This is a genomic window from Kribbella italica, assembly GCF_014205135.1.
GTDB lineage: Bacteria > Actinomycetota > Actinomycetes > Propionibacteriales > Kribbellaceae > Kribbella > Kribbella italica.
The window spans coordinates 14,171-27,740 of the sequence record NZ_JACHMY010000001.1; the positions used below are offsets into that span (position 1 = coordinate 14,171).

The window sequence follows — 13,570 nt, forward strand, 5'->3', positions numbered from 1 at the left end:
ATTTTGAAGCTTGTACCGAACGTTCCGGGGCCTGATCCCGTCAAGGAGATGAAGCACGTTTCCACTCTGGGAGGTCTCCCTTGTTCCGCGCGTGGCTAGCCCTGTCAGTAAGTGCGGTACTTGCTGCGGCACCAAGTACTGCTCCCGCCCTAGCGTCGGCACCATCCGATGGTGCCGACGCTCGGACGGCAACGAGGCATCGGTTCACGTTGATCACCGGCGATCGTGTGCAGGTCACCTCCAGAGCAGTGGTCTTCCGGCGGCGCCATCGACAGGTCTCAGTGGAGTGCGACAGTTCGCGGTGAGATGCAGGTCGAACGGAATCCGCTACGGCACGAAGCGAGTCCTTCGACTGGCCCGGCAGCGCTAACACGGAGCTGACGCTCGACGGGACGGCCAGTTGCTGGCGACGCAGCCTCACGCAGGTCCGCGAGTCGAGTATCGCCCGGTGCGGCTGACTAGCGGGCCACCCTGGACACCCGGCCGGAAGGCCCGCAGCGGAAGTACTCGACCCGGATCGACTCGGTTTGGACGTATCGCGCTGCCGGTGGTCCGGACGAGGTAATGCCCGTCGTACTGCCCGATCTGGACGTTCCCCCGGGCGGACTGGCTCAATCAAAGTGAAGGTAGGCAGATCGACCATGATCACGGTGGATCTACGTCATCAGTTCGGCTCCGGATCGATGGCCAAGTTCGGTAGGCCGCGGTTGCAGCTGTCCTACGACAGCAGTGACCAGGTCTCGTCACCTTCACCAATGAACAGATTCACGACCACCGCTGATCTCGCTCAGGTCCGGGCTGAAGCGAGGAAAGGCGGTCATATCGCGGTGATCGCACTCGTGGGGATGGTCTGGTACTGCTGAAAGGCCGCCGCGCCAGCTGCGCCACAATGGCCGATCCGGTCGATCTCGGCATACCCGCCCCGGCGCCCACCAAGGCGAGCACGGCCGACAATGCGTCGGTGGATTTGTTCTGACCCATGACGGTCATCAAATCCATCGCGCTGTTCGTCGTGGCTGCCATCGCTGAGGTCGGCGGTGCCTGGCTGGTCTGGCAGGGATGGCGCGAACACCGCGGCCTGTGGGATCGCCGGCGGAGTCCTTGCCCTGGGCGCCTACGGCTTCGTCGCCACCTTCCAGCCGGACCCAACTTCGGCCGGATCCTCGCCGCGTACGGCGGGATCTTCGTCGGCGTTCCCTGGCCTGGGAAATGCTCGTCGACGGGTTCCGACCCGACCGATGGGACCTCGCTGGAGCTGCGATTTGCCTGGTCGGGGTCGTCATGATCATGTACGCACCACGGAACGCGGCTTGACCAGCGACCCACCGACCGGCGCCGAGCACGAGACTCAGTCCAGGATTCGAGTCGGCGCCCTGGCCAGGTTGCATTCCGTACCTTGGTACGGATCTAGGCTGGGCTGGTGGCCGCGATGATCGATAGAGACGCAGGTGACGGCGACCGCTTGCGGGCAAGCCAGGTCGCTTCTGCTGCCGGCGTCCACGTGGAAACGCTGCGGTACTACGAACGGCGCGGCCTGCTCGATGTCCCGGACCAGACCTCTGGCGGTCACCGGCGCTACCCGGCGGTGGCAGTGGATCGGGTGCGGCTGATCAAGGCCGTCCAGCAACTCGGGTTCACCCTGGAAGAGATCGCCGACCTGATCCGCGCGCTGGCCCGCGGCTGCGGTGCCGGAGCCGCGGGCGAGTTGATGGCGCGTGCGCAGGCCAAGATGGTCGAGCTCGATCAGAAGATCACCGACCTGACGGCGATGCGCGCCACTCTCCGGGCCGCTGTCACCGGCCAGTGCGACGACCCGGTCGCGTTCTTGCAGGATCCGGACTTCGCGCTCGTCGACCTGCTCCCGGCCGCTTCTGTGTGGCCTTACCGTTTGGACGGATCCGTGATGAAGACGATCAGCACCGAAGACCCTTTGGCGATCGCGGTGGTCGACGCGATCCACACCGGTGACCAGGCCGCTCTGCAGCGACTGCTGGCCGAACATGCTGATCTGGCCACGGTCCGACTGGGCACAGACGGGCCCGGTGGGATGTCGCGCTCGCTGCTGCACATCGTGACCGACTGGCCGGGACACTTCCCCAACGGAGCCGCGACCGTCGCCGCGCTGGTCGCGGCCGGCACCGACGTGAACACCCGGTTCCACGGATCGCACGAGGAGACCCCACTGCACTGGGCCGCCAGCTGCGACGACGTCGCCGTCCTGGATGCGCTCCTCGACGCCGGCGCCGACATCGAGGCACCGGGATCTGTTCTCGGTGGCGGGTCACCGCTGAAAGACGCCACCGGGTTCCGGCAGTGGAAGGTCGCCTTCCGGCTAGTCGAACGCGGCGCGCGCACCGACCTGTCAGCCGCCGCGACCCTCGGCCTGAGCGATCGCGTGGAAGAGCACTGCACGGCCGTACCGGCGCCAGGCCCTGAGTCGATCAACCACGCGTTCTGGAGCGCCTGCCACGGCGGGAGACTCGCCACCGCCCAGTACCTGCTCGACCAAGGCGCGGACCTGAACTGGATCCCCGGCTGGGAACCTCACACCCCGCTCGACACCGCAGCCAGCAGCGGCGCCGCCGACCTCATTACCTGGCTCCACAGCCAAGGCGCCCGCACAGCCGCCGAACTCCGAAGCGACTGATCTAGGCGCTACGACCAAGCCGGCTTCTGCGCCGGATCCATCAGCAACAGTCCTGGCCGGCGGCCGCACTGATTGCACCGCGCAACTGTTCCGCCGTCGGAGCTGAGGCAATCCGGCCATCATCGTCGCGGTAGAGCCGACACGACACTCCGTGCGCAAACTGCTCCGGCGAGGCGAACGGGTCGACGCCGTCGATCAGCAGCGTGGGCGATCCCCCATGCCGAACCGTGCCGCGCCAGCTTCGCTGTCGATCACACAAGTGACGACCGGCAAATCGGTGGCCTGAGCCAGCCGCTCCAGTAAGGGCGGCAGATTCGGGCAATCCGGGACACTGAGCACTTCGAGCCTCATCCGACAACTATCCAGCTACAGGATCGTCTGTGCATCAGCGGATGTGCGTCCGATCTCCGGTGCGCTATATGCGCGAAGATCCTCCGTGCTGTTGACAGCGGCTCGGAGCTTGCCACTGAGGCGAGACCGGATCAGTGACTGCTCAAGTTCGCGGGCTGGTGGTACGGCGCCGAGCGGCTCGGCGCCGCGTACGCCGTACCTTTCGCGGTAGGCGGCGACCTCGCGGACGAGCACATGAAACTCCTCGAGTGTTCGCCCGGTCAGCCCCTCCTTCAGGGCCTCATGCCAGGGCGCGGCCTTCTGTTCCGCCTGTTCGACCAGCCAATCGGCGCGTTGGGAGATGAGGGTTTCGAGTTCGCGGAGTGGTGCGGTGAAGGCCGGGTCGGTAATGGTTGCTGTTGGGCGGACGAGCCCGGCGATGAGTGGCTGGGGCTGTGCTCGGCGGTGGTCGGTTGGGCTTGCGAGGCGTTCGACTCGGGCGTGGAGGACGGCGGCGAGGTCGCGGGCGTTGTCGAGGTTGGCTTGGGTTACGGCTTTGTGGAAAGTCGTCTTTGGGTCGAGGCCGGCGGCTTCGGCTCGGCGCAGGGCGGCGAGGAGGGGGCCGTAGGCGGAGGAGGCTCGCAGTTCTGCGCGGGCGCTGGCGTCGAGAGCGGAAGAGTCGATGGTGGCGCGGTAGCGCTGCCCGGCGGCGATTTGACAGAGATGTTCGTGGATGGGGACTAGTTGGCGGAGGTTGGTGGCGTTGTCGAGTTCGCCCTGCATGGTTTCGTGGGCTGACTTCTCGATGCCTTCTTGTTCGAGGACCGTGGCCAGGACCTCGTACATGCTTTCGCGGGTCTGTGGTTCGTGGAGATCGCCGGCCGGTTCGTGGGTGGCGATGTAGGCGTTGTTAGCCTTGCGGCCGCGGGTCATGCCGACGTAGAGGAGTGGGCGGGTCATGCGTTCGGTGACGACGAGGTGGGCTGTGTCGACGGTGATGCCTTGAGCTCGGTGGACGGTGGTGGCATAGGCGAGTTCGACGGAGTTCGCGACGTAGGCCGCGGGCAGGGTGATGGTTTGGTGGTCGGTGTCTTCGACGGTTAGGGAGCCGTCGGCCCAGCGGCGTATGACGTTCCAGGTGCTGCCGTTGCGGACGAAGTTGTTGTTGCCGTAGGTGAGGTGGCGATTGTTGAGGCGGGTGACGATGCGGTCGCCGACGCCGGCTTGGTTGCCGTCGTGGAGCGGGAGGCCGTTGGGTTCGACCTCTCCGGCGGTGATGCGGTCCAAGCGGGCGCGGGCGTTGAGGCGGATCACGGTGGCGTTGTCGGCGGCGATCAAGAGGCTCGTGAGGCTGCTGCGGGTGTCTGAGAGCCACGCGCGGTAGGCGTTGATCTCGCCTTCGTCCGGTGTGCCGGCGGTGAGCCGTTTGTGGTCGTCGTAGGTTTGGATGACGCCGAGGTCGCCTGCGCGGAGTTCGAGGCTGGCGTCGGGTTCCCAGTCGTCGGTGAATCGCCAGACCTCCTGGAGACTCGCAGCCTCAGTTTCCATGGAGACAAGGCGGAATGCGCCGCCGGTGTCGACGGCACTGAGCTGGGCGTCGTCGCCGACCAGGAGGAGTTTCGCTCCGGCCTTGGAGGTCTCGCGGGCGAGGGTAGCCAGTTCCATGGTGCCGGCCATGGAGGCTTCGTCGACGATGACGAGTTGGTTGGGGTGGAATCGCCAGCGGTCGGCTTCGGCGCGGAGTGCGGCGAGGCTGGTGAGGATGCGTTGCTGGCGGCGTTTGCGGCGGAGGCGTTCGGCGATTCTTGCTGCTCGTTCGAGGTTGGCGATGCGTTGGTTGCGTTGTTCGGCGCCGAGGCCGACGGCTTCGTGGACCCATTTGGCGAGGTTGTCGGTCGGGATGCCCAGACTGCCCGAGAGTACGTCGGCGGCTGTGCTGGATGGCGCGATGCCGATGACCGATGACGGGCCGTGTGTTGTCTGCCAGGCTTTGCGGAGTCCGGCGAGGAGGCTGGTTTTGCCAGCACCTGCCGGTCCGACGAGGGCTTCCAGGCGCTGCCCGCTCTCGAGCAGTCGCGTGAGAGCTTTGCGTCGGTCGGTGCTCAATCCCGAGACGCCTTCGACCGTTGTCGACGCGGTCGGGCCGGTCCGGTCCTGGGCGAGGTCCAGCAGCAGACGCTCTGCGCCGAGTACGACAGGGGACGTGAAGATCGCGCCGTTGTGGATCCGGTAGATGCTCTCGCCTTCGACGCGCTCGCCGGGCAGATTGACGATTTCGCCGGGGGTGAGGCTGATGGAGTGGTGTTCTGCCCTGTCGGCGATGGCCTCCAGGGTGTCCAGCCGGTCCTTCGTTGTTGCGAGGCGTAGGAGGCGGGTCTGCCGTGCGGCCTCGGCCAGGATGTTCCAGCGGGTCCAAGTGGCGCGCCTCGCTTGAAGGGCGAGAACGACCGTGGCGCCATAGGCGTCCAGCGTCTCTGGGCTGAGGTCTGCGTGCGTCAGGAGACGGTCTGGGACGTCGGTCAGGCAGTCGGCAAGGGCGGTTCTGGCGTTGGTGCCGAGAGCGACATCTGCGCGTCGTCTCCAGTCGACCATCAGGTCGGCGAGCGGCTTGGCGAGATGCTTGGGTGGGCGGTTCATCAGGGTCGCCTGCTGCCTCAGCGCGTACATCTCTTGCCGTGAAGGAGCGCTAGCGCGTCGCGAGAGCAGTAGCTCGAGGTTCGACTCGATCTGTTCGGTTCGCGAGGAGAATTCACGCAGCAGATCGTCGGGGACTCCGGTGATCTCGAAGCCGGGATTGCGTTGCTCGCCGCGGTCTCGAAGGTCCCAGTCCACACCCAGCCGGCGCGTCAGGCCGTCCGCGAGCAGGACGTTGTGGATCTCCGACATCGCGACCGCGGAGCTGAACAAGACCCGGCCGTCCAGCGTTTTCCACTGGCCGTCCTTGCTCTGGACCCGGTTGGCGATGACCAGATGGGTGTGGAGTTGGGGATCGCCGCTTCGGGTGTCCCAGTGGTCGAAGGCGGTCGCGATGACGCCTCGGGTATCGATCTGGGCGATGCCGCCGTCGCCGGTGCGGGTGAAGACGGCCTGGTCTTGGATCAGGTCGAGGACGTCTTGGACGGCGTCGTAGTGCGCGGCCGCGACCTGCTCCTTCACGCCGACATCGGCTGTTGCCCAGAGCGCGGATACGGACTTGGCGGGGGAGAAGGTGATGTCGAATCCGGCCACCGCCTGTCGGGCTCGTACGCGAGCTTCAGTACGTCGTACTTCGGTGATAGCTACCGCTAGATCGGCCTCGGAGAGATCTGCGGGCAGGTCGGCGATGCGAGATTGAACCCTCTCTTCCAGGGAACGGTAGACACGAAAGGGCCGGCCGAGTTGCTTGCCGTCGACGGGGTCTTGCGCACGTCCGAAGAGCGCTGCCATCTGCTCCTCGGTGACTTCGTCTCCGGCCTTGATCTGTCCTTGTCCGAGACCGGGCAGGCCGCGACCAGCCCATCGGCCTGGTGGATAGCCGTCGGCAACGTAGTACGCGGTCAAAGGGGTCGCCATCCGGCGGTCGACGTCCGCGGCGGCGATGTGCTTGATGAGGTACTTGTAGCCGTCGCCGGCACTCAGTCGGTGGATACTCAACACTCTGACGACCGAGAAGTCCGGTTCTGCAGCTCCTGGCGGAGGAGCGAGTTCAGCAGTTGCAGGCGGTCGACCTGTGCCGCGATCGAGTCGATTGCCTCAAGCAATAGACGCAGATCCGCTGCTGGGTAGAGCGGGCTACCAAGCCCGGCAGAGATGACCGCTCGGCGAAGATACCGAAGGTTGCGCCGCAGCGAGTCAACCGCCTGGCCACCTGGCGAGTCGATGTCTTTCCGTCGACGCCAGGCTCGGAGACGGCACGGATCTGAGCAGAACCGGTGGTCGGATCGCCGCCGCGAAAAGGGGGCACCGCAGTCCGAGCATGTAGCCGACAGCTGGGCAATGTGGCCGGCTGGGGTGGGGGAGCGGTCGCGCATGTTGAGTTCAACGGCCCGCGCCGAGTGCGCCGGCCCGCCGTTTCGGCCGCTGAAACGCCTTGAATGCAAGAAGTGTGTCGGTGATGCTCCCCTTCCCGCCGGGACGGGTTCTCATCACTTCGCACACCGAGCTCTGACTGACGCGCCGCCCAACTCGGTCGACACCGCCTGTGCAGCCGACGTCATCGGCAACCGTTGAGCAGGGGAGATCGGTTCTGGGGCCGCGTGGGGTGCGGCCTGCTCGGCAGAACGCACCCCACGCGGTGATGGGCGGCCGGCGAGTTATCCACAGATTTCTGAACCGTCGCCCGCGGTCCCCACGAACCGGCCAATCCTGTTGGTGACGAAAGGGAGAACACCTTGAACAACACGATGGCAGGCGACGACCAGCAGCGGTCAGAGGTCGTCGAGCTCGTGACTCGAGCCGAGGCGAGCGTCGAGGTACTGGAGAATACGGCGCCGAACGGGTCGTGGGCGATGACAGCCTTCAGTCGCTACCGCGTTTGCGAGCTTCTGGGCGTGACGCCGTACCAGCCGTACGCCGGTGACTCGACTGACGACCCGGCCGGCCTCTTCGAGGAAGCGGCTGGCCTCGTTGACCAGTTCGAAGTGTCGATCGAGGGGCTGAGCTGGCGGTTGGCGCTCGCGGACGCGCTGCGGTCCGCAGCGAAGGACATCCGGATGGTCGCGGATGCGCGCGAGGTATGAAGATCTGCTGACAGTGGCGCGGCGCAGGGCGGAGGACTCCGCGGGCAGAGTGAGCACAGATCCAGTGCAAGGTGCGGCGGGGTGGACTGCCGTACTGGCTGCGACTCGTCGACAGATGACCTGGCTCAGATTCGAGCTGAGGATTCCCGATGCCGGGAAGCCACCATCGCACGGCGACCCGGCGCTGATGGCTGTCGCACAAGCTCTGGGCGCCGCCTCAGATCTGCTTGCGGGTCAAGACGCTGTCACTGCGGCAGTGCTCGACGATCGGGAGGCGCTCGTCGCAGCCCGTGCAGCGGTGGCGAACATCGCTTCGATCGCTGCAGGGTCGGCGCTGGGCGCGATGACGTCGGTCGCCAAACGTCGTCGTACCGTCGAGCAGCGCTCTCTGGCCAGGCAGTTGCGATTCGCGCGGCGGGAGCTGGAATCTATTGTCGCTCAGCAGAACGGGCATGTGCTCGGCGCGTTGGGGGGATTGACGGCGGGCATGCCGGCCAGCGGCACCAACATCTGGGAACAGATCGCCTACGCAGCCGCGCACTGGGAGCGTCTGAACGATGAAGTGCCAGCGCGGAGCCTTCTGACCAGGGATCTCCGGTCGGTCACTGCGCAGATCCGTACTGCGGCTGGACATGGTCGCTACCTCGTCAGAGCAGTGGGTTCCTCTGCAGAGCGACTCGGGTTCGGAGACGCGACGATCTTGCGGCTGAGGAGAGCGAACACGGCGTTGCGACGGAGTGATGCGAGCTCGATCCGAACGGCCGCCGCTTGGAGTCGCAACGTCTCTGATCTGGGAGGAGTCACGACAGTTCCGGGAGAGGTCGCTTTCAGCGAGCTGCACGAGGCCGTACGGCGTGCGATCGGAGGCCCTGGAGGCGCACTCCGGCCAGCTGAGGAATTGGTCCTGGATCGGTGGGCGGCAGGCGCGTTGCTCGAGGCGGCCGATGAGCTTGTCCACTCAGCACATCAGGTTGCCCTACTACAGCGTCGAGCTGTGTTCGACCTCGTCATGACAGGACGGCTGTTCATTCCCCGTCTCCACGCAGTCCGGCTGGATCCGGCGTACCGGCAGCTCACTGCCGCACCGGTAGGCAAGCGCCAGCGGACTTGGGTGCGGGCCGAGCGAATCGACCTCGTGCCTGAGCTGACGGAGTCGCTGGCATCAGTGACGGAGCTGCTCGGCGAAGCGGCGCTGGTGTGCAGGCAGCTCGCGGACACGGATGATGAGCGCCGGCCGACACGGCTGGCGGCTCCGACCAAGCCTGGCAGCCCGGATCGGAGTCGGAAGCGTCGAGCTGTGACGTCAGGCGCCGATCAACCCGACACGAGTCCGGCCGTTGAGCTGCCATGAACGTTGCAGATTCAGGAACCACAGGAGGCGCCTCGTCCACGGTTGATTCGTTGCACGAGCTGCTCATCGAGGAAATCCGAAAACTCCGAACGGCGGACGACTGGAAGCGATGGCTCAAGACCGCGGCGGCCTTCCACGAGTACAGCTTCAGGAACGCGATCCTGATCGCGGCACAGCGACCGGACGCGACCCTGGTCGGTGGCTGGAGCACGTGGAAGCACCTCGGCCGGAACGTGTCGAAGGGGGAGAAGGCGATCCGGGTCTTCGCACCGGTCTTCTCGCGGTCGAAGAAGGTGGTCGACGACAAGGGCGCGACCGCCAGGCGGGTCGATCTCGAGCTGGCAGACGACTCGGAGACGGCGAAGAAGCGCTCTGGTCGACGGCTGGTCGGCTTTCGCGTCGCGTACGTCTGGGATGTGTCGCAGACGAACGGCGAGCCGTTGCCGAAGCCGCCCGCTTCTGCGCAACTCGTTGGTCCGGCGCCGACAGGACTGTGGGAGGGGTTGGCGACGTGCGTCGAGGGTGAGGGATTCCGTCTCTCGGTGGGACCGACCGGGCGAGCGGGTCGTGACGGCTTCACGGATTTCGAGGCGCGGCGGATCGTGATCTCAGACTCGCTCGGTGAGGCTGCCTCGGTGTCAGCCTTGGCGCACGAAGTCGCGCACATGAGGATGCACGATCCCGATGCTGTCGCGTCGTCCGGCAGCGTGATGTGCCGAGGGATGCGAGAGGTCGAGGCCGAGTCGGTCGCCTTCATCCTCCTGGCCCATCACGGTCTGGAAACCGATGGCGACAGCTTCCCGTATGTCGCGGGCTGGGCTGCCTCGGTCGACAAGGCGGCGCCGGAGCGGGTAGTGCAGAGGAGCGGCGAGCGAGTTCTGCGGATGGCGCGGGAGCTGATCGATCTGACCTCGCAGTACCGGGCTCTCGTCGGCCGAAGGCCGCCGACTAGACATCTGACTGCAGTGCCCGATGCTGCGTCGCCGGCGCCAGATGGTCCGGGGTTCTAAAGGTGGGCGGGAGCGAGAGAGTTGCGGCGCTGCAGCGAGCGCGGCAGCGGCAGGCGCGCATCGAGACAGCGACGGGGCGTGCAGTTCGGGCTCGGGCTGCGCTGGAGCGGGCGAACCGCTCACGAGCGCTAGCGATCCAGCGTCACGACGAGAAGGTGGTGGAGGCGGAGATAGCTTCCGTACGGGAGGCCGTCGAGCTCTCCAAGGTGTGCGGATCCGTCGAGGCGGCTGCGGAGATCCTTGGCTTGTCTCAGCGCGACCTGCGTCGACTGTTGAAGTCCGACGTGCGGGAGCCGCATGTTCAGAAGAGGCCTGTGCCGCGCCGAACCGTTCGGCGCGGCACGGGGACCGCCGAGGAGGGAGGTGAGGATGAGCGACCCGAAGCATGAGCCCCTGTGGAGTATCGACCGAGTCTCGGCGTACTTGGGCATTCCCAAGTGGACACTCTACGGATGGCGGAAGAGCAAATACGGGCCGCCGGCCAGCCGGATGGGACGCCACCTTCGGTACGACCCTGCCGACGTGATCGCTTGGAAAGAACAGCAGAAGGATCCGGTGGAGAAGGCTCCGCAGTGATCAACGCAGCGCTCTGGAGATGATCACTGGTAGACGCCGGTACGGCGCGTTCGCCGCGCTCCAGTCGGTGGTTGCGAGGACTGATCGAATAGCGTCTGCCGCATCGCTCACCTGCCAGTTGGTCAGGTTCGGCGGAACGAGCCAGCGATACCGGTCGGCGTCCTCGCCTTCTGTACCGGGCGCCGCGATCCACGCGGACGATCCGCCGATGACGTCGCCGCCTACCGCAGCGGCGTCACCGTGCGAGATGCCACCGGGTTTCAGGAAGAACTGCCACATCTTGGTAGAGCGGGCAAAGGCCGTGGGGCAATCGGTGCCGAGGACCTGGTGCAGGTGGGAGCCGTACGAGGCAGGGAGACGGAGAACGTCGAACGGTTGGGTGACGAGCGCGATCGCCCATCCAGCGGTTCCCCAATGCCGGTCGGCGTCCCGGCCGCGGGTGATCAGTACGGGGGGACGGAGCGTGATATGAGGTTCCGTGCAATCGCGAAGAGGGCAGATGCAGCGGCCGTCCCGGCGTACCGCCAACCGCGCTACAGGCCATCCCTTGGCCGCGAAGCGAGTAGCCTCACGGCGGATGCGAAGCGCCTGCTGCTCTGCGGACCGGAAGAGGCTAGCCACAGCGGGCTACCGCGAGCAGAAGCGAGCTGGTGTGAACGAGCTCGGGGTACTGGTCGGCGACCCGGCTGCACTCCAGCGCAGTTTGCAAGGGGTCAGGTGTGACGAGAGTGGACGGGAGCGCCTGGTCGGCGAAGTGCGCATCGATGAGGACCGCCAGCCAGCCTCCAGGCCCGGTGAGTCCGTGGATGTCGATGTTCGTCGCAACTTTCGACAGCTCGCTTCGCAGCTGTGGGACGCTGTGGTAGGTCGTCATCACGAGGCGGTCGTTGTCCGGACTGTAGCCTTCGGCAAGGATCTGACGGACGATTGCCCGGCGGTCCTGAAAGGTGTTCGCGAGTGCTGAGCCGACAAGGTTTGCGGCCCGGTTGATCGCGGTGACGAAGATGAAACCACCGGGGCGAAGGACGCGGGCCGCCTCGCGGAGGGCTGCGACTCGACTGAATTCCGTTCTGAGGTGGTACATCGGTCCGCCCATCAGAACGGTGTCGAAGCTGTTGTCGTCCCAGGGCAGATGTCGAGACTCGCCCCGAACCGCATTCACTCCGGCAGCCCGGGCCTCGGCAACGTGGCGCTCGAGCGGATCGAGCAGGCGTACGTCGTACCCCTCGTCCTGCAACCAGGTCGCATGGGCTCCGGGCCCGCCGCCGATGTCAGCAATCGCCGCGGGTGGCGACGGTAGATAGCGCGCCAGGAACTCGCGCATTCGTTGGCGTTCGAGCTGTCCTTTGAGGTTTGCGTCGAAGCGCTGCGCTTCGTTGTAGCGGTAGGTGTAGTACTCCTCGAGTTGGCTCATGTTCTCGATGGACGTCACAGGAATCCTTCGGTCCGAGCGACTCGTTCACGGTCGCGGGCAGGTGGTCCCGCCGGTGTGCGCACCGGCGAAGGGGCTGGAACGGCGGACGAACGCGCGGTGCGGTCAGCACGTTCGCCCGCCGGTCTGGCGGATCCCGCATTCGTGAGGAGGACAGGGGAGACCGCCCAGCGACTGCGAGATCCGGACTGGGGGGCGGGGCCGGTTCAGGCGTTGAGGAGGTCACCTGATGGAGGGGCCGGCCCCGCCGGTTCTTGGGCTTTCGACGGCTCAGTCTTCGTCCATCAACTGCCGGAAGCGGGCGTTCATCCTGGCGAACCAGGCGACCGTCAACCGGCCGATCCGATGGCGAAGGCCGCTCAACGCGAGGCGCCTACAGAAGACGGACGGTCCGGAACCGGAACGCACGTCACCCGCAGGCCGGCGAAGCGGCGAGTCATAGCCGCTGCGTAACGCTCGGCGGCGGGCGCTTCGGCGACGTGGTCCGCGATCGGGTGATCGCCGAACCACACACGGACGCGCATCTTCTGATCGGTGTCGCTGGGCGGCCTGACGTCGTTCACTGTGCACTCCCAAACTCCCTCGCCGACTGGTCGACGGCGTACGGCAAGAATGCTTGTCGTAGTGAGGACGCCGATACTCTGAGTTGGGACGTCTTGGGACGTTTCGTGTTACAGTCAAGAGGACGATTAGGGACGTTTCAATGCAAAACGGGGAGGTCGGGTGAACGACGCTCTGCGACGGGCGATGTACGCGGCCGGGCTTGGTGAGGTCGACATCGCCGCACGTCTCGATGTTGACCCGAAGACGGTCCGGCGTTGGATGAAAGGTCGGCTCCCGCATCCACGGCATCGCCAACTAGTGGCGCAACTGTTTGAGGTCGATGAACCAGATCTCTGGCCCGAGCTCCTGGCGCTGCCGGGTGAACGGGGCCGGTCGGCGGAGATGGCGGCGATCTATCCGCAACGGAGCGCGGTGGGTAGGGAGAGCTGGCTGGAGCTGTTCGAAGCAGCAGAGAAGGAGATCGGTGTCCTCGCCTACAGTGCATTGTTTCTCGCTGAGGACAGGCGAATGATCCGGCTGCTGGAGGCGAAGGCTGAGGCCGGAGTCGCCATAAACCTTGCCTTAGGCAACCCCGATGGTGAGCAGGTCGCGCAGCGGGGGAGAGCCGAGAAGATCGGCGATGCGATGGCCGCGAAGATCCGGAACGCGCTCGTGCTCTACCGGCCCCTGCTCCGCCATGCGAGTGTGAGCCTGCGGTTGCACGACACCATCCTCTACAACTCGATGTTCCGGGCTGACGATCAGCTCCTGATCAACCAGCACGTTTTCGGCATCCCTGCTGCCCAGGCGCCGGTCTTCCATCTCCGCCGCCATGACGGTGGCGAGATGTTCGCGTTCTACCTGGAGAGCTTTGCCGAGATCTGGAGTTCGGCCGAGCCGGTCGACGGGCTCAGCGTCTAGGGACGCCTGTCGTGGTCAAGACGTCCCTGAAACGTCCTGACA

Annotated in this window: 11 protein-coding genes and 1 pseudogene; 8 read left to right on the forward strand and 4 right to left on the reverse strand. The window is 65.9% G+C overall.

The features are described from left to right. Positions 1 to 979 precede the first annotated feature (979 nt). From HDA39_RS42960 to HDA39_RS41750, 3 genes and pseudogenes are all read left to right on the forward strand, one after another. Positions 980 to 1,129 (forward strand): annotated as a pseudogene (locus HDA39_RS42960) (hypothetical protein); the annotation flags it as partial. Between the two features lie 80 nt (positions 1,130 to 1,209). Further along, positions 1,210 to 1,314, forward strand: a complete 105-nt coding sequence (locus HDA39_RS42965; RefSeq protein WP_273481444.1) for a YnfA family protein — start codon at positions 1,210 to 1,212, stop codon at positions 1,312 to 1,314. 115 nt (positions 1,315 to 1,429) lie between these two features. After that, positions 1,430 to 2,647, forward strand: a complete 1,218-nt coding sequence (locus HDA39_RS41750) for a MerR family transcriptional regulator (protein ID WP_238356301.1) — start codon at positions 1,430 to 1,432, stop codon at positions 2,645 to 2,647. 195 nt (positions 2,648 to 2,842) lie between these two features. Here the strand turns inward: HDA39_RS41750 and HDA39_RS00085 are convergent, their stop codons facing one another. After that, positions 2,843 to 2,998, reverse strand: coding sequence for a hypothetical protein (locus HDA39_RS00085; protein WP_184793196.1), 156 nt, complete (start codon positions 2,996 to 2,998; stop codon positions 2,843 to 2,845). 15 nt (positions 2,999 to 3,013) lie between these two features. Then, on the reverse strand, positions 3,014 to 6,613 hold the full coding sequence (gene mobF, locus HDA39_RS00090; protein ID WP_184793197.1) for a MobF family relaxase: 3,600 nt from the start codon (positions 6,611 to 6,613) through the stop codon (positions 3,014 to 3,016). 734 nt (positions 6,614 to 7,347) lie between these two features. On the opposite strand from mobF, the gene HDA39_RS00095 reads away from it, so the two are divergent. The 4 genes from HDA39_RS00095 (at position 7,348) to HDA39_RS00110 (ending at position 10,632) form a co-directional block, all read left to right on the forward strand. After that, a complete protein-coding gene (locus HDA39_RS00095; protein WP_184793198.1) occupies positions 7,348 to 7,695 on the forward strand; it encodes a hypothetical protein in 348 nt (115 codons plus the stop codon). A 115-nt stretch (positions 7,696 to 7,810) separates the two neighbouring features. Next, positions 7,811 to 9,046, forward strand: a complete 1,236-nt coding sequence (locus HDA39_RS00100; RefSeq protein WP_184793199.1) for a hypothetical protein — start codon at positions 7,811 to 7,813, stop codon at positions 9,044 to 9,046. 50 nt (positions 9,047 to 9,096) lie between these two features. Next, positions 9,097 to 10,056, forward strand: a complete 960-nt coding sequence (locus HDA39_RS00105) for an ArdC-like ssDNA-binding domain-containing protein (RefSeq protein WP_184793200.1) — start codon at positions 9,097 to 9,099, stop codon at positions 10,054 to 10,056. A 369-nt stretch (positions 10,057 to 10,425) separates the two neighbouring features. After that, positions 10,426 to 10,632: a helix-turn-helix transcriptional regulator gene (locus tag HDA39_RS00110; RefSeq protein WP_184793201.1), complete on the forward strand. Its 207-nt coding sequence runs from the start codon at positions 10,426 to 10,428 to the stop codon at positions 10,630 to 10,632. Here HDA39_RS00110 and HDA39_RS00115 read toward each other — a convergent pair whose 3' ends face one another. Both HDA39_RS00115 and HDA39_RS00120 read right to left on the reverse strand, forming a co-directional pair. Beyond that, positions 10,633 to 10,911: a hypothetical protein gene (locus HDA39_RS00115; RefSeq protein ID WP_184793202.1), complete on the reverse strand. Its 279-nt coding sequence runs from the start codon at positions 10,909 to 10,911 to the stop codon at positions 10,633 to 10,635. 334 nt (positions 10,912 to 11,245) lie between these two features. Continuing rightward, complete coding sequence (locus tag HDA39_RS00120) at positions 11,246 to 12,064, reverse strand: class I SAM-dependent methyltransferase (protein ID WP_337925574.1); 819 nt, start codon at positions 12,062 to 12,064, stop codon at positions 11,246 to 11,248. A gap of 723 nt (positions 12,065 to 12,787) precedes the next feature. Between HDA39_RS00120 and HDA39_RS00125 the strand changes: the two genes are divergently transcribed. Then, positions 12,788 to 13,528: a helix-turn-helix domain-containing protein gene (locus HDA39_RS00125; protein WP_337925575.1), complete on the forward strand. Its 741-nt coding sequence runs from the start codon at positions 12,788 to 12,790 to the stop codon at positions 13,526 to 13,528. Positions 13,529 to 13,570 lie beyond the last annotated feature (42 nt).